The organism is Pseudomonas cyclaminis (assembly GCF_015163715.1).
Classification (GTDB): domain Bacteria; phylum Pseudomonadota; class Gammaproteobacteria; order Pseudomonadales; family Pseudomonadaceae; genus Aquipseudomonas; species Aquipseudomonas cyclaminis.
Genome location: NZ_JADDUM010000248.1, coordinates 1 through 20,206, shown reverse-complemented (window position 1 = coordinate 20,206; position 20,206 = coordinate 1). Strand labels below are relative to the sequence as shown.

At 60.6% G+C, this 20,206-nt stretch carries 20 protein-coding genes, 1 tRNA gene and 2 pseudogenes; 11 read left to right on the top strand and 12 right to left on the bottom strand.

The features are described 5' to 3' along the window. Positions 1–37: 37 nt before the first annotated feature. Positions 38–1,054 (bottom strand): DUF4917 family protein, encoded by a 1,017-nt coding sequence (locus tag IQK56_RS26425; protein ID WP_193863367.1) that lies wholly within the window; start codon positions 1,052–1,054, stop codon positions 38–40. A 124-nt stretch (positions 1,055–1,178) separates the two neighbouring features. Here IQK56_RS26425 and yiaY point away from each other — a divergent pair. The 6 genes and pseudogenes from yiaY (at position 1,179) to IQK56_RS26395 (ending at position 7,659) form a co-directional block, all read left to right on the top strand. After that, positions 1,179–2,326 (top strand): annotated as a pseudogene (gene yiaY, locus IQK56_RS26420) (L-threonine dehydrogenase). 85 nt (positions 2,327–2,411) lie between these two features. Further along, on the top strand, positions 2,412–3,086 hold the full coding sequence (locus IQK56_RS26415; protein ID WP_193863369.1) for an NAD(P)H-binding protein: 675 nt from the start codon (positions 2,412–2,414) through the stop codon (positions 3,084–3,086). After that, positions 3,086–4,039 (top strand): LysR family transcriptional regulator, encoded by a 954-nt coding sequence (locus IQK56_RS26410; protein ID WP_150674733.1) that lies wholly within the window; start codon positions 3,086–3,088, stop codon positions 4,037–4,039. Before IQK56_RS26415 ends, IQK56_RS26410 begins: the two co-directional genes overlap by 1 nt. 101 nt (positions 4,040–4,140) lie before the next feature. Then, a pseudogene (locus IQK56_RS26405) lies at positions 4,141–5,333 on the top strand (CaiB/BaiF CoA transferase family protein). Then, the gene (locus tag IQK56_RS26400) at positions 5,330–6,271 is read left to right on the top strand and encodes a hydroxymethylglutaryl-CoA lyase (RefSeq protein ID WP_193863371.1); all 942 of its coding nucleotides are present in this window, start codon (positions 5,330–5,332) and stop codon (positions 6,269–6,271) included. The pseudogene IQK56_RS26405 and the gene IQK56_RS26400 overlap by 4 nt, the downstream one beginning before the upstream one ends. Positions 6,272–6,330: 59 nt before the next feature. Next, positions 6,331–7,659, top strand: coding sequence for an MFS transporter (locus IQK56_RS26395; protein ID WP_150761385.1), 1,329 nt, complete (start codon positions 6,331–6,333; stop codon positions 7,657–7,659). A 7-nt stretch (positions 7,660–7,666) separates the two neighbouring features. On the opposite strand, the gene IQK56_RS26390 is transcribed toward IQK56_RS26395, so the two are convergent. After that, positions 7,667–8,152, bottom strand: coding sequence for a DMT family transporter (locus IQK56_RS26390; RefSeq protein ID WP_193863373.1), 486 nt, complete (start codon positions 8,150–8,152; stop codon positions 7,667–7,669). A gap of 77 nt (positions 8,153–8,229) precedes the next feature. On the opposite strand from IQK56_RS26390, the gene IQK56_RS26385 reads away from it, so the two are divergent. From IQK56_RS26385 to IQK56_RS26375, 3 genes are all read left to right on the top strand, one after another. Continuing rightward, positions 8,230–9,135 (top strand): LysR family transcriptional regulator, encoded by a 906-nt coding sequence (locus IQK56_RS26385; protein ID WP_150761387.1) that lies wholly within the window; start codon positions 8,230–8,232, stop codon positions 9,133–9,135. A 79-nt stretch (positions 9,136–9,214) separates the two neighbouring features. Further along, on the top strand, positions 9,215–9,856 hold the full coding sequence (locus tag IQK56_RS26380; RefSeq protein WP_122309325.1) for a LysE family translocator: 642 nt from the start codon (positions 9,215–9,217) through the stop codon (positions 9,854–9,856). Between the two features lie 118 nt (positions 9,857–9,974). Next, the gene (locus IQK56_RS26375) at positions 9,975–10,502 is read left to right on the top strand and encodes a DUF4142 domain-containing protein (protein WP_016975135.1); all 528 of its coding nucleotides are present in this window, start codon (positions 9,975–9,977) and stop codon (positions 10,500–10,502) included. Between the two features lie 54 nt (positions 10,503–10,556). Here the strand turns inward: IQK56_RS26375 and IQK56_RS26370 are convergent, their stop codons facing one another. Further along, positions 10,557–10,982, bottom strand: coding sequence for a low affinity iron permease family protein (locus tag IQK56_RS26370; protein WP_122309323.1), 426 nt, complete (start codon positions 10,980–10,982; stop codon positions 10,557–10,559). Between the two features lie 177 nt (positions 10,983–11,159). On the opposite strand from IQK56_RS26370, the gene IQK56_RS26365 reads away from it, so the two are divergent. Beyond that, positions 11,160–11,855 carry a GNAT family N-acetyltransferase gene (locus IQK56_RS26365; RefSeq protein ID WP_341869548.1) on the top strand — a complete coding sequence of 232 codons (696 nt, stop codon included), beginning with the start codon at positions 11,160–11,162 and terminating at the stop codon, positions 11,853–11,855. An 86-nt stretch (positions 11,856–11,941) separates the two neighbouring features. Here IQK56_RS26365 and IQK56_RS26360 read toward each other — a convergent pair whose 3' ends face one another. Next, a complete protein-coding gene (locus IQK56_RS26360) occupies positions 11,942–12,442 on the bottom strand; it encodes a methylated-DNA--[protein]-cysteine S-methyltransferase (RefSeq protein ID WP_150761391.1) in 501 nt (166 codons plus the stop codon). Positions 12,443–12,530: 88 nt separating this feature from the next. After that, on the bottom strand, positions 12,531–13,448 hold the full coding sequence (locus IQK56_RS26355) for a LysR family transcriptional regulator (protein ID WP_193863375.1): 918 nt from the start codon (positions 13,446–13,448) through the stop codon (positions 12,531–12,533). A gap of 95 nt (positions 13,449–13,543) precedes the next feature. Between IQK56_RS26355 and IQK56_RS26350 the strand changes: the two genes are divergently transcribed. Further along, positions 13,544–14,707: an MFS transporter gene (locus IQK56_RS26350; RefSeq protein ID WP_193863376.1), complete on the top strand. Its 1,164-nt coding sequence runs from the start codon at positions 13,544–13,546 to the stop codon at positions 14,705–14,707. Positions 14,708–14,781: 74 nt separating this feature from the next. Here the strand turns inward: IQK56_RS26350 and IQK56_RS26345 are convergent, their stop codons facing one another. The 7 genes from IQK56_RS26345 to IQK56_RS26315 all read right to left on the bottom strand — a co-directional run bounded on the left by IQK56_RS26345 (position 14,782) and on the right by IQK56_RS26315 (position 19,788). Next, positions 14,782–15,087, bottom strand: coding sequence for a DUF6482 family protein (locus IQK56_RS26345; RefSeq protein WP_150674726.1), 306 nt, complete (start codon positions 15,085–15,087; stop codon positions 14,782–14,784). A 21-nt stretch (positions 15,088–15,108) separates the two neighbouring features. Next, positions 15,109–15,633, bottom strand: coding sequence for a DUF3833 domain-containing protein (locus IQK56_RS26340; protein ID WP_193863398.1), 525 nt, complete (start codon positions 15,631–15,633; stop codon positions 15,109–15,111). A 184-nt stretch (positions 15,634–15,817) separates the two neighbouring features. Beyond that, a tRNA-Gly gene (locus IQK56_RS26335) sits at positions 15,818–15,891 on the bottom strand. Positions 15,892–16,013: 122 nt separating this feature from the next. Further along, entirely contained in the window at positions 16,014–16,898 is an 885-nt protein-coding gene (locus tag IQK56_RS26330; RefSeq protein WP_150674724.1) for an alpha/beta fold hydrolase, read from the bottom strand. 305 nt (positions 16,899–17,203) lie between these two features. Then, complete coding sequence (locus IQK56_RS26325) at positions 17,204–17,896, bottom strand: 16S rRNA pseudouridine(516) synthase (RefSeq protein ID WP_150761395.1); 693 nt, start codon at positions 17,894–17,896, stop codon at positions 17,204–17,206. Beyond that, complete coding sequence (locus IQK56_RS26320; protein ID WP_112196919.1) at positions 17,886–18,098, bottom strand: cysteine-rich CWC family protein; 213 nt, start codon at positions 18,096–18,098, stop codon at positions 17,886–17,888. Before IQK56_RS26320 ends, IQK56_RS26325 begins: the two co-directional genes overlap by 11 nt. Before the next feature lie 67 nt (positions 18,099–18,165). Next, positions 18,166–19,788: a methyl-accepting chemotaxis protein gene (locus tag IQK56_RS26315; protein WP_193863400.1), complete on the bottom strand. Its 1,623-nt coding sequence runs from the start codon at positions 19,786–19,788 to the stop codon at positions 18,166–18,168. Positions 19,789–20,206 lie beyond the last annotated feature (418 nt).

The window sequence follows — 20,206 nt, the reverse complement described above, 5'->3', positions numbered from 1 at the left end:
AAATAGGGGAGCAAGCAAGCCCGCTCCCACATTTTGCTCAGCGTTCCACAGGAACGGACAGTGCTGCATTCCCCAACGGATGCGTGCGCGCCGCAAAAAACTTCAGCGCCACGCCGCTGCCATCAAACAACTCCGAATACCGCCGCTTCTGCTGGCGGATAAACCCTTCACTGCGGCCCGACACCGAGATCGCCAGCGTGCTCACATTGGCCTGGCGAATCGCGTCCACCAAGTGCTGATCCTGTGGCCCCAGGCCGTGCCCAAAGATGCACAGCGCGCCCTCATGGGTCAGCAACTGCTCATAGCAGAACGACAGGTAATCCGAACTGCGGATGGTCTTGAGCTTCTCCTCCACCTTGCCTTCGCTGACAAACAGCGGCACATCGTCCAGGGTCTTGATCGTATTGTTGATGGCAAAGCTGCTGAGCAAGGTGCTGTCAGTCGTCGGCAGTTTGCGCGCAGTGCCGTCGAGGTTGCGCACCAGGTGCAGGCCGCCGTGCAGGTACAGGATGCGTGTGGCGTCGGTGCGGGTGTTGCGCAGGTCGAAGCTGGCGTCGGCGCTGCGGAACAGGTCGTCGATGCCCGGCGTGTGCAGGATCGCCCAATAGTTGAGCAAGTCATAGTTACTGGTAAACACGGTGGCATAACCGGCCAGTTCCGTGTTGATCGCTGCCAGTGTCGATGGCTGCACCAGGCGCCACGGGATATGCACGGCGTGGATGGTGTTGATCAACGCTTCCTTGATCGCGTAGTAGCGATTGCGCGGTGCCGCCGAGCTGATTGCCAACGCCTTGTTGACCCGGCTGGTGGTTTTCAGCGCGCCCAGGGCTTGCTCGAAACTGCGGGTTTGCAGGGCGTCGAACACGCTGAGTTCAGAGGGACTCAGGGGTTTTTCTTCGACGGTGCGGGCGTTTTCGAACAGCGAGTCGTAGGCAAAGTCTTCCCAAATCGTACGGCTCGCGCCGTTGCCGATCAGAATCCCAGTGAAGTCGATGGCGCTGCGCAGGGCGCTCCAGTCTTCAAGGTGGGCGTCAATATCCTGGAAATCCTTCATTGCGGCGGGCTACTCGAAATCGGCTGGGCGGTGACTTTATCACGAGCGGGCGTTGATCCTGATCAAGATGCCGCAGGCAAGTGAGGTCGATGCTGTAGGCATAAACGTTATCCGAGGATTCGCCATGAGCAGCACCTTCTTCATTCCCGCCGTCAACATCATGGGCACCGATTGCCTCGACGAAGCCATGAACGCCATCCGCAACTACGGTTTTCGCAAGGCGCTGATCGTCACCGACGCCGGCCTGGCCAAGGCGGGCGTGGCCAGCATGATCGCCGAGAAACTGGCGATGCAGGACATCGACTCGGTCATCTACGACGGCGCCAAGCCCAATCCCAATGTGGAAAACGTCGAGAAAGGCCTGGCGTTGTTGCAGCACAGTGCCTGTGATTTTGTGGTGTCCCTGGGCGGCGGCTCGCCCCATGACTGTGCCAAGGGGATTGCCCTGTGCGCCACCAACGGCGGCATATCGGCGATTACGAAGGCGTCGATCAATCGGCCAAGCCACAACTGCCACTGGTCGCCATCAACACCACCGCCGGCACTGCCAGCGAAATGACGCGCTTTTGCATCATCACCGACGAAACCCGCCACGTGAAAATGGCCATCGTTGACCGCAACGTCACGCCGCTGCTGTCGGTCAACGACCCATCGCTGATGGTCGGCATGCCCAAGGGCCTCACCGCCGCCACCGGCATGGACGCCCTGACCCACGCCATCGAAGCCTACGTGTCCACCGCCGCCACGCCGATCACCGACGCCTGCGCGATCAAGGCCATCGAACTGATCAGCGCCAACCTGCGCCTGGCCGTACGCGACGGCAGCGACAAGGTCGCACGGGAAAACATGGCTTACGCGCAGTTCCTCGCCGGCATGGCGTTCAACAACGCATCCCTGGGCTTTGTGCACGCCATGGCCCACCAGTTGGGCGGTTTCTACGACCTGCCCCACGGCGTGTGCAACGCGGTGCTGCTGCCCCATGTGCAAAGCTTCAACGCCAGCGTCAGCGCCAAACGCTTGAGCGACGTGGGCCGCGCACTGGGTGCCGACATCAAGGGCATCACCGCAGAAGAGGGCGCCCAAGCTGCCATCGCCGCCATCCGCAGCCTGTCCCAGGACGTTGAAATTCCCGCCGGCCTGCGTGAACTGGGCGCCAAGTTGCAGGACATTCCGCTGCTGGCGGCCAATGCGTTGAAGGATGCGTGTGGCCTGACCAACCCACGGCGAGCGGATCAGCGTCAGATTGAGGAGATTTTTCGCAGCGCGTTTTGAATAGGGGCAGTGGCAGGCTGCAAGCGTTAAGCTACAAGTCGAATGCGTTTAACTTGAGCTTGCGGCTTGCCGCTGAGGTCCCCTTATGAGAGTTCTGTTATTCGGCGCCACCGGCATGGTCGGCCAGGGCGTTCTGCGTGAATGCCTGTTGGCCGCCGACGTGCAGGAAATCGTCGCCGTTGGCCGCACGCCACTGACCCAGGAACACGGCAAGCTGCATCAGGTATTGCACAGTGACATGCTGGATTTCCAACCCCTGGAAAACCTGCTGCAAGGTTTTGATGCGTGCTTCTTCTGCCTCGGCGTGTCTTCGGCCGGCATGGATGAAACCAGGTACACCCACCTCACTTATGACCTCACCCTGGTCGCAGCCAGCACCTTGGCGCGGCTCAATCCGCAGATGACGTTTATCTATGTGTCCGGCGCCGGTACCGACAGCTCCGAGGCGGGCAAGTCGATGTGGGCGCGGGTCAAGGGCAAGACCGAGAATGCCTTGCTGCGCTTGCCGTTCAAGGCGGTGTACCTGTTCCGGCCGGGGATTATCCAGCCGTTGCACGGTGTGCGCTCGAAGACGCCGTTGTACCAGGCCTTTTATTCCGTGCTGGGGCCGGTGCTCTCGTTTGTGCGCCGGGTCAAACCGAGCTGGGTGGTGAGTACCGAGACCGTTGGCCGGGCGATGTTGCAGGCGGTGAGCCACGGCGCGCCGCAACCGGTGGTGGAGCAGGGCGAGATCAATCGCCTGGCTGCCGAGCGTCGCTGATGTTGCACAAGAGCCTGGTGCGTCGCCTGGATCTGATCACCCTGCAACTGTTTGTCGCGGTGTTCGAAGAAGGCACTTTGACCCGTGCCGCTGCCCGTGAGGCCATTGCGGTGTCGGCCGCCAGCAAGCGCCTGATGGAGCTGGAGCAGGTGTTGGGCGTAAGCCTGTTTGTGCGCCGGGCCAAGGGCATGGACCTGACGGCCGCTGGCGAAACCCTGTTGCACCATGCACGGCAGATGCTGTTCAACGTCGAGAAAATGGGCCTGGAACTGGGCGAACACAGCCACGGTGTGCGCGGCTATGTGCGGATGTTGGCCAATCTCTCGGCGATCATTCAGTTCCTTCCTGAAGATTTGCGCGACTTTTCCGAGCTGCATCCCGAAGTGAAAACCGACCTGGAAGAGCGCCCCAGTACCGGCGTGGTGCAGGGCGTGCTGGACGGCGTCGCGGACGTGGGTATCTGCTCGTGCGATACAGACACCAAAGGCTTGCCCAGCGTGACCTATCGGCTCGACAAACTGGTGGTGCTGATGCCGGCGGATCATCCGTTGGTTGCGCGCCAGAGCGTGGCGTTCGCCGAAACCCTGGACAGCGACTACGTCGGCCTGCACGCCGCGAGTTCAATCAACATGCGGACCCACGCCGCTGCGCGTGAGGCCGGCAAGATGCTGCGCCTGCGTATCCATGTGCCGGGCTTTGATGCGATGTGCCGGATGGTCCAGGCCAATATGGGCATCGGTATCCTGCCGCACAAGGCCTACGAATTGTTTGGGCGCGCACTGGGTTTGCACGCGGTGCCGTTGACGGACAGTTGGTCGGATCGCCGTTTGATCCTGGTGGTGCGCGACGAAGCGCAATTGTCGCCAGTGAGTCGGTTGTTGTTCGATTACCTGAGTCTCTCGATGCCTTCCCTGGAGCAGCCTGACAGCCTGGTCCTACGGAAAATTCGCTGAGCGTCGCTTTTCGCGAACGCTCCTTGCCAACTGACGGTTGGATTTCTCCCGCCACTGTCCTCTAGCCTTGGTCCACATTCCAAGAATAAGAGGTACACCCCATGACGGCTCCCCTGAGCGGTATCAAGGTGATCGAGATCGGTACCTTGATTGCCGCGCCGTTCGCCGCACGGTTGATGGCCGAGTTTGGTGCCGAGGTGATCAAGATCGAATCCCTCGGCCAGGGCGATCCGCTTCGTAAATGGCGAAAGCTGCACAACGGCACGTCGCTGTGGTGGTACCTGCAATCACGCAACAAGAAGTCGTTGGCGCTGGACCTCAAGTCCCCGCAAGGCCTGGGCCTGATCAAGCAACTGCTTGGCGACGCCGACGTGCTTATCGAAAACCTGCGCCCCGGCGGCCTGGAAAAACTCGGCCTGGGCTGGGACGTGCTGCATGCCCTCAACCCCAAGCTGACCCTGGTGCGCATCTCCGGCTACGGCCAGACTGGCCCTTACCGCGACCGTCCGGGTTTCGGCGCTATCGGCGAGGCCATGGGCGGCATTCGCTATACCACTGGCAACCCGGATTCGCCACCGGCGCGAGTGGGGGTGAGCCTGGGCGATTCCCTCGCGTCCCTGCACGCGGTGATCGGCGCCTTGATGTCGTTGCTGCGGGTCAAGACCGGCCAGGGCGATGGGCAGATTGTCGACGTGTCCCTGGCTGAAAGCGTGTTCAACCTGATGGAAAGCCTCGTGCCGGAATACGACATGCTCGGCCATGTGCGCGAGCGCAGCGGCGGGGCCCTGCCCGGTATCGCGCCGTCCAACACCTACCTCACCGCCGATGGCGCCTATGTAGTGATTGCCGGCAACAGTGACCCGATCTACAAGCGGCTGATGACCACCATGGCCGTACCGACCTGGCCGAAGCCCCCGAGTTTGCCCACAACGATGGGCGTGCGGCGCAGAGCGGCCTGCTGGACGCGGCGATTACCCACTGGACCAGCAGCCTGCCCATCGAGCAGGTGCTCAGCGCCCTGGAAGCGGCGCAAGTACCGGCCGGGCGTATCTATTCGGTGGCGGATATCGTCAGCGATCCTCACTACCAGGCACGTGACATGCTGCTCGACGCCGAGCTGCCTGACGGGGTTTCGGTGAAGATGCCGGGCATTGTGCCCAAGCTCTCGCAAACCCCCGGCGGTGTAAATTGGTCGGGCCCGGCCCTGGGCCAGCACACTGACGACATTCTCACCGGGCTGGGCCTCACCGGCGCCGATATTCAACACCTGAAAACCACCGGAGTGGTGCAATGATCACTGATTATTCCGACCCGCTGATCGTGCAGGAAGTGTCCCCGCGCGATGGCTTGCAGATCGAACCGACCTGGGTCGAGACCGCCGATAAGATCGCGCTGATCGACCAGTTGTCCCTTGCCGGTTTTTCGCGGATCGAGGCCGGTTCGTTCGTCTCACCCAAGGCCATCCCTGCGCTGCGTGATGGCGAGCAAGTGTTCCAGGGTATCGAGCGCAAAGCCGGTGTGATCTACGTGGCACTGATCCCCAACCTCAAGGGCGCCCAGCGGGCCATCGCGTCTCGCGCTGATGAGCTGAACCTGGTGATGTCCGCAAGCCAGACCCACAACCTGGCCAATATGCGCATGCGCTGCGAAGCATCGTTGGCGGCGTTTGCCGACATCGTCAGCTTTGCCGCCGAGCATCCGGTGCGCCTCAACGGCAGTATCGCCACCACCTTCGGTTGCCCGTTCGAAGGCAAGATTGACGAAGACCGCGTGCTGCAGATCGTTGATGCCTATCGCGAGCTGGGTATTCAGGGCATCACCCTGGCCGACACCACCGGCATGGCCAACCCGCGTCAGGTGCAGCGTCTGGTCAAGCGCGTGCTGGAGCGCATTCCCGTCAGTGACCTGACCCTGCATTTCCACAACACCCGGGGCCTGGGGTTGTGCAATGTACTGGCCGCATACGAGGCCGGTGCCCGTCGTTTTGATGCGGCGCTTGGCGGCCTTGGCGGCTGCCCGTTTGCGCCGGGGGCCTCGGGCAACATCTGTACCGAAGACCTGGTCAACCTGTGTGAGGAAGTGGGGGTCCACACCGGGATCGACTTGGCGCACCTGCTGGACATGTCCCGTCGCCTGCCGGCGCTGTTGGGCCATGAGTTGCCCGGTCAAGTGGTCAAGGCCGGGCGCAATGGTGATCTGCACCCACCCCCGGCTTACATCGCCACGTTGTAACGCCCTGCCAGACAACAAAAACAATCGGACGCCTGTGAGCAGTCCGCTGGAGAAGCACAATGAGCACTAATACGTTAGAGGCCGGCACGCGCGCGGCCGGTGAAGTCGATCCCATCAAAGCCGTGGTCAACAAGGTCGCCTGGCGCCTGATGCCCCTGATCATGGTCTGCTACCTGTTTGCATTTTTTGACCGCATCAACATCAGCTTTGCCAAGTTCCAACTGCAAGCCGACCTGGGCCTGAGCAACACCGCCTATGGCCTGGGTGCGGGGCTGTTCGTGATCGGTTACGTGATCTTCGAAGTGCCGAGCAACATGATGCTCTACAAGGTCGGTGCGCGCCGCTGGATTGCGCGGATCATGGTGTCCTGGGGCCTGGCCACGGCGGCCATGGTATTTGTCACGGCCGAATGGCAGTTCTATGCACTGCGCTTTGTGATCGGCGCGATGGAGGCTGGGTTTGCCCCTGGCGTGCTGTACTACCTGACGCTGTGGTTCCCCCAGGATTTCCGTGGGCGGATTACCTCCTTGCTGTTCCTGGCCTCGGCGTTTGCCGGGCTGGTGGGCGCGCCGTTCTCCGGCCTGGTGCTGGAACATTTGGACGGCGTGTTGCAAATGCGCGGCTGGCACTGGTTGTTCCTGCTTGGCGGCTTGCCCTGTATAGGGCTGGCGTGGATGGTGCTGACGCAATTCAAGGATCGCATCGAAGATGCGCCTTGGCTGAGCGCCGAAGAAAAAACCTTGCTGTCCAGCCGCATCGCCGTGCACGAAGTGCACAAGAAAGGCTCGTTGCTCCAGGCCCTGCGCATTCCGGGTTTCCTGATGCTGGGGCTGATCTACTTTCTGATTCAGGTGGCGTCCTACGGCCTCAACTTCTGGGCTCCGCAACTGATCCGCAGTGCGGGGGTCGAAAGCCCGGTGGTGATTGGCTTGCTGACGGCCATTCCATACATCTGCGGGGCGATCACCATGATCCTGGTCGGGCGTTGGTCGGATGCCACGGGTGAGCGGCGCAAGTTCGTCAGCGGGCTGGTGGCGTTGGGCGCTGTAGGGTTCTTCTGTGCAGGGATCTTTGATAACCACACCACCTTCCTGATCATTGCCCTGGGCCTGCTGGGCGCTGGGATTATCGCGTCGATCCCGACCTTCTGGACCCTGCCGCCCAAACTGCTGGCCGGTGCTGGTGCCGGTGCAGCCGGTGGGATTGCGCTGATCAACACGTTGGGGCAGTTGGGCGGCATCGTCAGCCCGGTAATGGTGGGGCGCATCAAGGACATCACGGGCAGCACCACGCCGGCGCTTTATGTCATCGGTGTGTGCGCCTTGATTGCCGCAGCACTGTTGCTGTGGGGGTTGCCACACAAGCTGCGTACGTCCGACAAGCGCTGACGGTATTTCACGCGGCGGCCAGGGCTTTGGCTGGTGCGCCGCCGAATTGAATCAGTGCCACCCCACCCAGCAACAACAACGCCCCAAGCACCCGGGGCGTTGTCAGTTGACGCTCCACCAGGCCGAACAGCCCGAAGTGGTCGAGCAGCAGCGATGCAAGCAGTTGCCCCGCCAACGCCAAGGCAATGAACCCGGATGCCCCCAGCTTGGGCAGCAGCATCAGCGCCAGGGAAATAAAGCACACGCCAAACGCGCCACCGGCCCACATCCATAACGGCGCCTGGGTGATGAATGCCAGGCTCGGCAAGGGCAGGCGCAGGGCGATGATCACCGGCAGCAGCGCGAGAATGCTCACCAGCAGCGACGCCAGGGTGGCCCACAATGGATGACCCAGCCCGCGCCCGAGGTTGGCATTGATTGCACTCTGAAACGGCACCACCGCCCCGGCGATCACCGCCAGCGCCAATAAACCTACCCACTGCAACGTTGTCATTTGCTATCTCCCAGAGGTTTTGCTGGACTCTAGGCTATTCGTCACGCAAATTTAAATTCCAAGTTCTTATGCTGGACATGCAGCTGATGAATGATCTGCGCCGCATCGACCTCAACCTGTTGGTGATCCTTGACGCCTTGCTCAGCGAGCAACACGTTACCCGCGCCGCCGAGCGCCTGCACTTGAGCCAGCCAGCGGTCAGCCATGCGCTGGCGCGGTTGCGCGATGTGCTGGGTGATCCGTTGCTGGTGCGCCAGGGCGGCGCGCTGGTGCCCACTGCACGGGCGTTGGAGTTGGCTGCACCGCTGGCCGAAGCCCTGGCCCAGGTGCAGGCGTTGCTGGCGCCGAATCGTTTTGATCCGGCGTCGGCCAAGCGCCGGTTTCGTGTGGCGATGTCGGACTACAGCGCGGCGATTTTCCTACCCAGATTGGTCCGCGTTCTGCGTCGTGAGGCGCCGGGCATCGACCTGCAAATCATCCAGGCCAGCCGTGAAGGCATGGTCGACGGCGTACTCAATGGCGACCTTGAACTGGCTGCCGGCGTGTTCCCCGACATGCCCGCCGAACTGCGCACCACGCCCTTGTTCGAAGAGCATTACACCTGCCTGGTGGACCGTAACAGCCTGCCGCAGGACGGCACACTCGACTTGCCCACCTACCTCTCGCGCCCCCATGTGTTGCTGGAAATGCGGGGCAGCGGCACGCCGGAAATCGAACGGGCGCTGACGGCGATTCGTCAGCGGCGGCATGTGGCGATCAGCCTGCCGCATTGGGGCGTGGCGCCGCAGTTGATCGCGGGCACGGACCTGATCCTGACCGTATCGTCGCGGGGCTTGCGCGCTGTCGAGCATCCGCATTTATTGGCCGTAGCGCCGCCGTTTCATATTCCATCGTTTGCGTTTGAGCTGGCATGGCACGCACGGCGGGGAGGTGATTCGGGGTTGCAGTGGTTGATGGGGCAGGTGCAGGGTGTATTGAGGTGAAACCGTCCAGCGCATTTGCACTCCTGGGCAGAACATGCAGAATCGATCCACCGTTTAACCACCTATCAGAGTCGCCTTCATGACCCTATCCCTGCTGCTCGCCGTACTCGCCTCGGGCTTTATCTACGGCATTACACCTGGCCCGGGCGTATTGGCCGTGTTCGGTATCGGTGCCGCCCGTGGTCGCCGCGCCGGGGCGGGTTTCCTGTGCGGGCATCTGCTGGGCGATGTGGTGTGGTGCAGCACCGCGTTGATCGCCATTGTCGGTGCGCGGGAAGTTGGCAGCACTGCGTTTGATGTGCTGGGCGTGCTCAGCGGCCTGTATCTGTTCTGGCTTGGCTGGCGGGCCATCCGCACGCAACGGCGCAGCAGTGATGCCCCTCAGGGCGCCGCACGGCATCCGTTCTGGCATGGGATTGTGTTCGGCCTGACCAACCCGAAAGCCTATCCGGTGGCGGTCGCGACCTTCACTGCGTTGCTGTCCAGCCGCGCCGAGTTGCTGACCTGGTCGATGCTGCCGTCGCTGATCTTCCTGAGCTTCGTTGGTGGTCTGCTGGCCTATGCAATCCTGATCGGCGTGGTCGGCGCCCGACGTGTACGCACGGTGTATCAGCGTCATGAAATCCTTATCACCAAGCTTTGTGGCGTGATGTTTATTGGCTTCGCCATCAATGCGCTGGCCCATGCGCTGCCAGGCCTGTTCGCCAGCAAGCCGGCGTGAGGTGTCGACGACCGTTCGTCGCACCGGCAAGTTTTTTCTAAACCTTTACCGCCCTGAAAATTCGAATTCAGGGCGGGGTGTGTTCCCCGCCCTTATTTTTTACCTGGAGGAACCCATCATGAGCCGCATGGCTATCCGGTTACGCACCGCCAGTTTCGCGATGCTGCTGGGCCTCGGCGCCAGCAATGCTTTCGCCCAGTCGCCTGCTGAATTCATCGAGCAGGCCTCGGCCAAAGGGATGGCCGATATCGAGACCAGCCGCATGGCCCACGCGAAAACCTCGTCCCAGGAAATCAAGGACTACACCATCGAGGTGATCAACGAGCGCACCCTGGCCAATCAGCACTTGGCGGCCATCGCCAAGAAGCTCGATCTGCCCGTGGCGCCACGTGAGAAAATTGTCGACAAAGCCGAGACCCTGATGCCCGAGCTCAAGGACGGCGACTCTTTCGATGCCGCCTATACCGCTCAACAGGTCAAGGAAAACGAAGACGCTATTGCGCTGTTCAAACAGGAAGGCGCCGCGTCGGACGTACCGGAAATAAAAGCGTTGGTCGATGAGACACTGCCAAAATTGGAAGAGCGCCTGCAGAAGGCCCGCGCCTTGGCGTCTACGTATGGTAAAGGTCATCAAGGCGACGGTTAACGTCGTCACCTGAATTTAAAAACGGCGGTTGGATCCTCTCCAACCGCCGTTTTTTTATGCCTGGTTCAGATCGGTTTTAGTGGGCGCCGCGTCGTCGGCTGCGTGGCCGCAACTGCTGTTCAGGTTCAGGGTGCCGGCGTTGCCAATGCTGCGGTATTCCTGGCGCAGTTTTTCCAGCTCTTTGCGGTCGAGACCATCCAGGCTGAGTACGGCGTTCTGTGCATCTTTGGACACGCGCAGCAGCTCGTCGATCTTGATATGCAGGATATCGTTGTCGCGGTTTTGCGTGTTCTGGATCAGGAACACCATCAGGAAGGTGATGATGGTGGTCGAGGTGTTGATGATCAGTTGCCAAGTGTCGTTGTAGTGGAAATACGGCCCGCTCAGGCTCCACGCCAGGATCAATGCCATCGCGGCGTAGAAGGTGCGGGGGCTGCCTGCCCAGCGGGACAGGGATTGCGAGACTGCGGAGAATTTCATGACCGTTTTCCTGGAGTAAAGGGGTGATGAACGTATGGACATCAGGCGCTCTTTGAAATTTCTTTTTACAACTTGGCTGATGAACCAAGCGGTGCGCTTTTTCTTCGGGTTTTAAGGCAAGGGCTTACATCGACCAGCAGGCGCAGGCGCAAGACTTTGCTTTTGCCTGGACTGCCCATGCGCGCCATCCCTGCCAGCGATTTGCCCACACTCTATTGCCAGACGGAAGACCATTTTTTTACCGTGACCTGTCCGCTACGTCGGCGCTATGGCGCCTGCATCACTGCCTATTTCACCGATCAATTTCGCGCCCCGCCGAACATGTTGCTTATCCGCGTGGGCAACGCCCCGTTGGGTGACGCAATGACTGAGCCGCTGGATCTGATTCGCCGCACCTGCCTGGCGATACAGGTGGTGATTCATGAGGAAAAGGTCGAGGGAGTGCGTGAGGCACTGACGGAACTCGGCTTGCAGCCGGCCGAAAGGACCACCACGATGGCGCTCGAACTGTCGCGTCGGGTGCCTTCGGTAAGTGAGCGCCTTTCGCAGATCAGCCTGACGCGGAACTTGAATGAATGGGCACTTCCCATTGGCAATGCGTTCGCGGTCCCGCCCGAGGCGGTTGCGCATTATCAGGCCCGGCACCAGCGTGCCCTGGACGCCGATCAATCACTTCACCACTTCATTTTGTCCGTCGAGGGGAGGGTGGTGTGTTCGTTGACGTTGTCGCTGTGTGATGGAGTTGCACGGCTTAACGATGTCGGCACGATCAAGGAATTTCGTGGGCAGGGTTATGCCACTCAATTGATTCAAGCTGCGCTGCTGCACGCTTCGAACCTGGGCGCCAGCGATGCTTTCTCGAGGCGACGATGATGGGGCGCTCGTTGTACAGCACGCTGGGTTTCGAACCGTTGTTCGATTACCAGTACTTTGAACGTGGACCGGTCGCAGGCTCGTGATCAGAAGGCAATTTTCACCTGGCCGCGGTCCTCAAGGGTCAATAGATACTGCTTGGCCTCAAGCCCCCCTGCAAACCCGGTCAAGGTTCCCGAGGCACCGATGACCCGATGGCACGGCGCGATGATTGAAATCGGATTACGCCCATTGGCCGCACCCACGGCGCGCACGGCTTTGGGGTTGCCGATCTGTTGGGCGATCTGGCTGTAGCTGCGGGTTTCGCCGAAGGGGATGGTCAGCAATGCCTGCCAGACCTGCTTCTGGAACGCGGTGCCGTTGAAATCCAGTTCCAGCTCGAAGGTGCTGCGCGTGCCGGTGAAGTACTCCTGCAACTGGCGCTCGGTTTCCATCAGCACGGGGCTTTCATTGGCTTCGTGCAATTCGCCCAGGCGCACGCGGTTGGCGCGTTCTGTCTCCCACAGGATTGCGCTGAGCTTGCCATTGCGCGCCACCAGGGTGAGTTGGCCAACGGGGGAGGGCATGAGTTTGTATTCGTACACCATGAGCGGGCTCCTATGGGCGGGGGTAGTGCCAATCTAAAGCATGCCGCCCCGGTCAAAACTACGTTTCTTGCGGTGGAATTCGACGGCGTCAGCGGTCCTGCTGCGGCACTACAGGCGCAGCCGACGAGATCCCGGCAATCACGTTGAGGAACGCCTCGACCAACACACTTTTTGTTTCAGTCCGGGTCAAGACTAACAACTGTGCACACGCGTCCACCTCGATCAGCGGCCTGTACTTGACGCCCTTGTTCATCAAGCTTTGCGTGCATTCCGGTACCAGCGCGACCCCTTGGCCAGCCGCCACCAGTGCGATGATCGAGGTGATCTGCCGCCCGGTCGGCCCTGGGTGCAGGGGCACGCCGTGGTGTCGATAAAGCTGTTCGATGGAATGGTTAAGCCCTGAACCATAATCCGCTGGAAACACTATCAGTGGGTAGGCACTGAGCCGGGCCAAGCTGACCTCGGCCAGGCTCGCCAGTGGGCTGTCTGTGGCCACTGCCGCTACCAACCGCTCCTCGCCCAGGGATAGCACCTGCACGTCTGTGGGATGCGGCAGCAGTCGGCTCAAGCCGATATCCAGCCGCCCATCCGCTACCTGAGCGCCCAGGCTGGCGGAGGCGCATTCCACCAGGGTCAACTGCACATCCGGATATCGCTGGGCAAAAGACTGGATCGCTTGGCTGAACAGATCTGACAGGGCTATTGAGCTGGCATAACCGAGCGCCAGTTGCCCGGCAGTACCTGCGGCCAATTTGTTTGCGATCACCTGCGCCACGTCGACCTGTTCCAACACCCCGCGTACGTAGGGCAGGAACGCTCGGCCCTGGGCCGTGAGGGTCACCGTGCGGCTGGTGCGGTCAAACAATTTGAAACCCAGCTCTGCTTCCAGCGCTGAAATCTGCCGTGTCAGCGGTGGTTGCGCGAGGTGCAGGCGAATGGCAGCACGGCCGAAGTGCAATTCTTCGGCGACCGTCAGAAAGTAACGCAGCTTGCGTAGGTCGAGCATCCTGGTCCTTGGGTATCAATCGGTCGGAATTCGGTATTGGTCCCAGACCCGCAGACCATTCTATAAAGACCTTTCAAAATAAGACGAGAGGTTTCATGAAACCGCGCCTGCATTGCGCCCGCCTTGCCCTGTTCCTGTGTGGCTGCGCGGCGTTTCTCAACCTGTATGCAACCCAGAGTATCCTCCAGACCTTTGCCGCGCAGTTCCACCTCAGTGCCAAGGCCGCAGGTTGGAGCATCACCGTGACCACCCTGGCCGTGGCGATCACCGCGCCGTTTGTCAGTCGTGTGACCGGGCGTTTCGAACAACGCACGGTGATCTGCGTGGCCGCGCTGTTGCTGGCGGTGCCGACATTGATGACCGCCTACGCCGACAGCTTTGCCGAAGTGCTGGTGTGGCGCTTCATGGAGGGCATGGTGATACCGGTGGTGTTTGCCACCAGCGTGGCCTATATCGGCGACCGTTGGCGTGGCGGCACCGTCACCGAAGTCACCAGCCTGTATGTCGCCGGCACCGTGTTGGGTGGGTTTGCCGGACGCTTCGTCACGGGAATGGTGACCGAGTACTTCGGTTGGCGCGAAGCCTTTGAAGTGCTGGCGGTGTTGAGTTTGATGGTCGGTGGATTTATCCAGTTTCTGCTGCCGGCCAACCGTGCGCGGGAGGTGCAGGTCCGGGCTCCTTCTTCGAGCGTATTTCGCAAACCATTGTTGGCTGCGTACGCCGTAGGTTTTTGTGTGTTGTTTTCCCAGGTCGCGGCGTTTACCTACGCAGGTTTGTACCTCGGCCTACCGCCATTCAACCTTGGACCTGCGGCCTTAGGCACGCTGTACATGGTGTTTTTGTTGGCGCTGATTGTGATCCCTATCGCCGGCCGCCTGAGCAAGGCCCGTCCCCATGCCCAATTGCTGACGGTGGCTGCCGTGCTTGGTGTTAGCGGATCAGCCCTGACGCTGATCCCCTCTCTGGGGTGCATCGTGACGGGCCTGGCCCTCAGTTCCACCGGCGTGTTCCTCGCCCAGGCCGCTGCCAATGCCTTCACCACCGCCACCGCGCACGACAATAAGGCCGGTGCCGTTGGCGTCTACCTCACGTGTTACTACTTGGGCGGCAGTTGCGGCGCAGTTGTGCCCGCGCTGATCTGGGAGCGTTGGGGCTGGGACGGTTGCGTGGCGCTGATCATCGTGTTCCAGCTGCTGATCTTGTTGATCGCGCTGACAGGTTGGCGACCCTGCGAACCTATGCGGGTCCAACCCTCATGACGTTGCCTGGCGGGTCTGGATTGCTGGTTGCAACGGCCCTGCCAAGGGGAGACGAGCCAAAACACGCAACGGTCCTAAAAAGTCGCACCCAGCGAAAATGGAATGCGCAATGCACCGATGACGCCCTCACGGGTGCCACACATTTCGTCATGGGCGCACTGCTGCACCAGCACACAGGGAAACGGTGGAACGTCCTGCAGCAGGTCGCGCAGATGCGTGCTGGACCGCAGGCGCAAGGTCTTGCCGTTATCGTCCAGCAATGTCATCTCGACGTGATCGAGCTTCACACGGGCAATATAGAAACCGCCCTCCAGGGACAGCAACTCAAGACCCCGTATTTCACCTTTCTCGGCCAGTTTGGCCAGCTTCTGCACATTCATTTTTCACCCCCGTGTTGAGTGTTATTGGCGACGAAAGAACAACGTGACCTGGCCCCATTCCACGCCGAACTTGGACATGCTCGACCGGTTGAACATCGTGTCCTCGTCCATCAGGTACATCCAGTCGTCAAAACTCACCTCGTACACCGAGCCATCCACCGGGAGGTTGAGGCGGTAGCGCCAACGCAACGCGTTGCCGGCGACCTCGCCGATGGCCTCGCCCACCACATCACCCGCTCGCCCGCGCCAGCGTCCCGGACCATCGGGCGTGAGCGTCCACACGCGGCGCTGACGAGTGCCGTCGCTGTACAGGAATTTCTCGTCGAGAATTAACGCGTCGCCCTCGCGATGGCTGGCGATATCCACTTCAAAACGCTTGGCGACTTCGCCCGAGCGTTTCTCGAAGATGCCCCAGGCTTTCACGGGTTTGCTGAAGAAGCGCACAAGGTCCAACTGGGGTTTCTGGTCGGCGTAGTGTCCGACTTCCACATTGCTGCAACTGGTCAGGCTCAAAACCAGCAACAGTGAAACCAGCAGGCGCGTCATTGCCCGGCTCCTTGATCGTGCGAGGCTTGGTGCCAGCGCTCAAGGCTTGATAGTTGTACAGAATTTTGTATTTGTACAGGTTCGCGGGCGGGAAAATAGAGGGCATAAAAAAACCGGCCTCCAGGGACCGGTTTCTTTATGCATCCCCCGCCAGCACGATGTTGGCGTGGGATCTATGTCTGAGTGGAGCGGGTAGAGGGAATCGAACCCTCGTCGGAAGCTTGGGAAGCTACTGTTCTACCATTAAACTATACCCGCTCAGAGCGGCTGACTTTGTACCAGATGTTCACTTGGATTTGAAGTTTTTCTTTGAAAATGTGCAGGTTGCGGCGAAGGCGCGTGCTCCTTCGCCACAACGAGCGTGGCGGCGAGTGATCATTTCAAATCGCAAATGCATGCTGTGCCTGACCTTGGTGATAACGCAATCGGCTGATCTGCCGCGCTGGTTTCAAAAAGCCCACCACTGCATCCCGGCTGTCCTTGCACGCCGCTTTATGCTCCATGTCCAGAAAGTGCCCCGTCGCCTGGATGGTGCTGAAGCTGCTGTTGGCCACGTAGTTGCCGAACTGCCTGGCATCCTGGGCGCTGGTGTATTCGTCCCACTCGCCGTTCAGGAACAGCACCGGAATGTCGATCGCCTTGGCCGCCTTGAGGTAGCACAGCCGATCGCTGTTGAGCACTTGGCTGATGTGGAAGTGCATCTGTCCATATTCGTGCTCGGCCAGGCTGCTGACGTGTTTGTAATTGAAGCGCTTGAACAGCGACGGCAGGTGTTTGCCGATGGTGCTGTTGACGAGGTGGCCGACCCGGTCGCGGTCGAGGTTGCCGAGGTAGTCGACACCCCGCTCCAGATAGTCGCGCATCGGCGCGTTGATCACCGGTGAGAACGAGCTGATCACGGCCTTTTCCACGCGGCGCGGGCGGTGGGCGAGGGCGACCAGGGTAGCGGCGCCGCCCCAGGAAAACGACAGCACATGCTCGGCGGCAAAGTGGTCGATGAGTTCGAGGAGAATCTCGCCCTCGACTTCCTTCGTCAGCATTTGCTCATGGCGATTATGGATTTTGGAGCGGCCAGCGTAGGGCTGGTCGTACAAAACCACGTTGAACTGCGGGTGCAGGCTTTTTACGGTCTGGGCGAAGGATGCCGTGGTGGCCATTGAGCCGTTGACCAGAATGATGGTCTTTTCAGCCTCGTCCGCGCGATAGAACTCCGTGTAAACCCGATACTGACCCTGTATATCCAGCACAGCGATTTCTGGCCTCATGTCGTAAGACTCCTGGCAAGCGGGTAGGGCGCGCAGATAACTCTGCACGAGCTTTGTGACAGGTAGGCATACGCCTGAAAATGGAGGCCCATGTCGGTCCGATGACGGCTGGCCGACGGGTGTTGTTATGGCGGGCTGTTTGCCTGGAAGGCCCGTGGGATAAAGCGCGGGCGGGGGCAAGGTGTTTCTTGGAGGTTATAAGCGACTCGCCAGTCATATTTAAACTGGTGAGCTTGATTCAAGCACAGACTCGGGATGTCGCAAGGCTTAAAAATGGGTTTTTGCCATCACCGGCTGAACGGTCATCAGACCTGGCGGATTTCCTCAAGCGTCAACGGCCGATATTCGCCCGGCGCCAGTGCGGCATCCAGCTCAATCGGTCCCATGCGCTCGCGGTGCAAGGCGACAACTTTGTTGTTGAAGTGCCCGAACATGCGCTTCACCTGGTGATAGCGGCCTTCGACGATGCTCAGTCGCGCCGTCGTCGGCCCCAGCAGTTCCAATGCGGCGGGCTGGGTGGTGAGGTCTTCAAACGCAAAGTACAGGCCTGCCGCAAACGTATTCGCGTACTCGGCGCCGATGGCCTGTTCCGTTTCAACGAGATAGACCTTGGGCAATTTGGTCGTCGGTTGTGTCAGGCGGCGTGACCACTGGCCGTCATTGGTGATCAGCATCAGCCCGGTGGTGTTGAAATCCAGACGGCCGGCGATATGCAAGTCGGCGGTATCCGGCTCATGCAGCAGGTCCAGCACTGTGGGGTGTTGTGGGTCCGACGTCGCGCTCACACACCCCTGAGGCTTGTGCAGCATGAAATACCGTGCCGGTTTGCCCGCCTGCAGCACGTTGTCATCAACGCACACGCGGCTGAACTCCCGCACTTCATGGTGTGGGTCGCTGACGGCCAGCCCATCGACGGTCACCCGTCGCTCTACCAGTAGCACACGCACTTGCTTGCGATTGAACTGCGACAGGTTGCTGAGGAAACGATCAACTCGCATCGCGGCTGCGCAGCTGTTCATCGACTTGGGCGCAGCGCGGGCACAGGCAGGCTGTGTTGCGCAGCTCATCCGGCAACGCTTCGAGCACCGCGGTATCGATGGTGACGCTGAAGCACCAGCAGGCCTGGTCGGCGGTACGTGGGTCGGCCAGGGTGCAGTCGTTGCGGGCGCCGCAGGCGGGGCAGAGGGTTGGCGTGGTCATGGGTGGGCTGCATCGGGCAAGGTTCGCTTGGCCTTGCACGATACAGCGCCAACCCACGGCAGGCTACTTACAGCTGGAACTTGCTGACCAGCACATTGAACGAGGTGGCCAGGCGTGACAGGTCCTGGCTGGAGGCATTGGTCTGGTGGGCGCCGGCGGCGGTCTGGGTCGACAGGTCCTGGATGTTAAGCAGGTTGCGGTCGACTTCTCGGGCCACTTGCGCCTGTTCTTCGGAGGCGGAGGCGATCACCAGGTTGCGCTCATTGATCTTCGCCACGCTGCTGGTGATGCGCTCCAGTGCCTCGCCGGCGTTTTGTGCCAGGGTCTGGGTGTTGTTGGCCCAGGTCAGGCTTTTGTTCATCGCGGCCACGGCGTCATCGGCACCGACCTGCACTTCGCCGATCATTTTTTCGATGTCGACGGTGGAGATTTGAGTGCGATGGGCCAAGGCCCGTACTTCATCGGCAACCACCGCGAAACCTCGACCTTGCTCACCCGCACGGGCTGCTTCGATGGCCGCATTGAGGGCCAGCAGGTTGGTCTGGTCGGCGATGCCGCGAATCACATCGATCACCTTGCCGATTTCCCGGACCTGGCCCGCGAGGTCGGCAACCGATTGCGTCGACTCATTGATCTCGACCACCATCGAACCCATGCCGGACACGGCCTGGGCCACTTGCTCACGACCTTCTTCGGCTTCGGTGGTGGCCTGGCGCGAGGCTTCAGAAGTTGACACCGCGTTGCTCGCCACTTCGTCCACCGCTGCGGTCATTTGGTTGACGGCGGTGGCGGCCTGTTGGATTTCGTCATTCTGGCGGGTGAGGCCCCGGCTGCTTTCTTCGGTGACCGCGCTGAGTTCCTCTGCTGCTGAAGCAAGCTGGTCAGAGGCGTTGGCGATTTCCACCAGGGTGCTTTTCAAGCCGCCCTGCATATCGGCCAGCGCCATCAGCAGTTGCCCGGCTTCGTCGGTGCGCTCGGTGACGATGGCTTGGGTCAGGTCACCTCTGGCAATGCGTTGTGCGCTCTCCACGGCCTGGGCAATGGGGCGGGTAATCAGGCGGGTGATCAACACACCAATGGTGATGGCGATGATGAAGGCCAGCACGATGCCGCCGATCATCCAGGTCAGTGCGCTGTTGCGCAGGTCATCAGCGGCGATGGAGCCTTCTTTGATCTGGCGGTTGTTGGACTCGATCATCACGCGGATCAGGTCACGCGCTTGGCGGAAGATCTCATTGTTGGTGCTGTTGAGCTGAGCGCGGGCCTGCTCGAGCTGGTTGCTTTCGAGCAGCGACATAATGCGTTCGGAGTTGCTGATGTAGGTGGGTAAGAGCTGGTCGAGCTTGTCGCTTGCGGCCCGCTCGTCGTCCTCCAGCGGGGTGGCGCGATAGATCTTGTAGGCAGCCTGGCTGTTCGCCAGTTCTTTGGCGATGTCCTGGCGCACGCGATCGCGATCTTGCTGGGACACGTCGCCCTGGCTGGCATCCAGCAAGCGGTATAAGCCGCGGTTGTGGGCAACCAAGCCGTTGAGAGTGGCTGCAGTGTTGCTGACGGAGACCAGATTGTTGGAAAACGTCAGTTCGAGTGCGGTGGCGAGGCGGACCACACCTTTAATACCCAGCAAGCCCACACCCAGGGTGACGACTGCGCACAGTAGAAAGGAGAGCAACAGTTTGGTTGAAATCTTCATGGCTTAAATCCGAGGTTGTAGGGTGGAAAGCTCGCGCTAGAGCCTCCTTGCTATTGTGCGATGTCATAGTGACACTATCCAATTATTTAAAGTTTCAATACACCCAAAAATGTTCCACCCCTTCTGAAAACCCCGACCAATGGGCAGCGTTGCGCCGCCAACGCAGTTTCGGCTGGTGCAGATGTATCAAGCTGTTACCAGAACGCACCAGATTCGGTTTTTGATGTCAGATATTTCGTCATTCGGTGAAAGCTGAATGCCGCCCTCCCGCGTCGCTGGAGGTGCTCTTTCGCGGTCCAGGAGGCCGCCATGTATCGACGACTGCTGCTCAGCGCTTTACTCGGTCTCACCCTTTCTGCTTGTGTGCCCTACTACGATGGAGGCCAGAGCTACTATCGATCCGAGGTCTACACCTCAC

Bases quoted from the DNA above. Each gene is read 5' to 3' on its own strand.
- IQK56_RS26425 (WP_193863367.1), bottom strand. From the start codon at position 1,054: ATGAAGGATTTCCAGGATATTGACGCCCACCTTGAAGACTGGAGCGCC.
- IQK56_RS26415 (WP_193863369.1), top strand. From the start codon at position 2,412: ATGAGAGTTCTGTTATTCGGCGCCACCGGCATGGTCGGCCAGGGCGTT.
- IQK56_RS26410 (WP_150674733.1), top strand. From the start codon at position 3,086: ATGTTGCACAAGAGCCTGGTGCGTCGCCTGGATCTGATCACCCTGCAA.
- IQK56_RS26400 (WP_193863371.1), top strand. From the start codon at position 5,330: ATGATCACTGATTATTCCGACCCGCTGATCGTGCAGGAAGTGTCCCCG.
- IQK56_RS26395 (WP_150761385.1), top strand. From the start codon at position 6,331: ATGAGCACTAATACGTTAGAGGCCGGCACGCGCGCGGCCGGTGAAGTC.
- IQK56_RS26390 (WP_193863373.1), bottom strand. From the start codon at position 8,152: ATGACAACGTTGCAGTGGGTAGGTTTATTGGCGCTGGCGGTGATCGCC.
- IQK56_RS26385 (WP_150761387.1), top strand. From the start codon at position 8,230: ATGCAGCTGATGAATGATCTGCGCCGCATCGACCTCAACCTGTTGGTG.
- IQK56_RS26380 (WP_122309325.1), top strand. From the start codon at position 9,215: ATGACCCTATCCCTGCTGCTCGCCGTACTCGCCTCGGGCTTTATCTAC.
- IQK56_RS26375 (WP_016975135.1), top strand. From the start codon at position 9,975: ATGAGCCGCATGGCTATCCGGTTACGCACCGCCAGTTTCGCGATGCTG.
- IQK56_RS26370 (WP_122309323.1), bottom strand. From the start codon at position 10,982: ATGAAATTCTCCGCAGTCTCGCAATCCCTGTCCCGCTGGGCAGGCAGC.
- IQK56_RS26365 (WP_341869548.1), top strand. From the start codon at position 11,160: ATGCGCGCCATCCCTGCCAGCGATTTGCCCACACTCTATTGCCAGACG.
- IQK56_RS26360 (WP_150761391.1), bottom strand. From the start codon at position 12,442: ATGGTGTACGAATACAAACTCATGCCCTCCCCCGTTGGCCAACTCACC.
- IQK56_RS26355 (WP_193863375.1), bottom strand. From the start codon at position 13,448: ATGCTCGACCTACGCAAGCTGCGTTACTTTCTGACGGTCGCCGAAGAA.
- IQK56_RS26350 (WP_193863376.1), top strand. From the start codon at position 13,544: ATGAAACCGCGCCTGCATTGCGCCCGCCTTGCCCTGTTCCTGTGTGGC.
- IQK56_RS26345 (WP_150674726.1), bottom strand. From the start codon at position 15,087: ATGAATGTGCAGAAGCTGGCCAAACTGGCCGAGAAAGGTGAAATACGG.
- IQK56_RS26340 (WP_193863398.1), bottom strand. From the start codon at position 15,633: ATGACGCGCCTGCTGGTTTCACTGTTGCTGGTTTTGAGCCTGACCAGT.
- IQK56_RS26330 (WP_150674724.1), bottom strand. From the start codon at position 16,898: ATGAGGCCAGAAATCGCTGTGCTGGATATACAGGGTCAGTATCGGGTT.
- IQK56_RS26325 (WP_150761395.1), bottom strand. From the start codon at position 17,896: ATGCGAGTTGATCGTTTCCTCAGCAACCTGTCGCAGTTCAATCGCAAG.
- IQK56_RS26320 (WP_112196919.1), bottom strand. From the start codon at position 18,098: ATGACCACGCCAACCCTCTGCCCCGCCTGCGGCGCCCGCAACGACTGC.
- IQK56_RS26315 (WP_193863400.1), bottom strand. From the start codon at position 19,788: ATGAAGATTTCAACCAAACTGTTGCTCTCCTTTCTACTGTGCGCAGTC.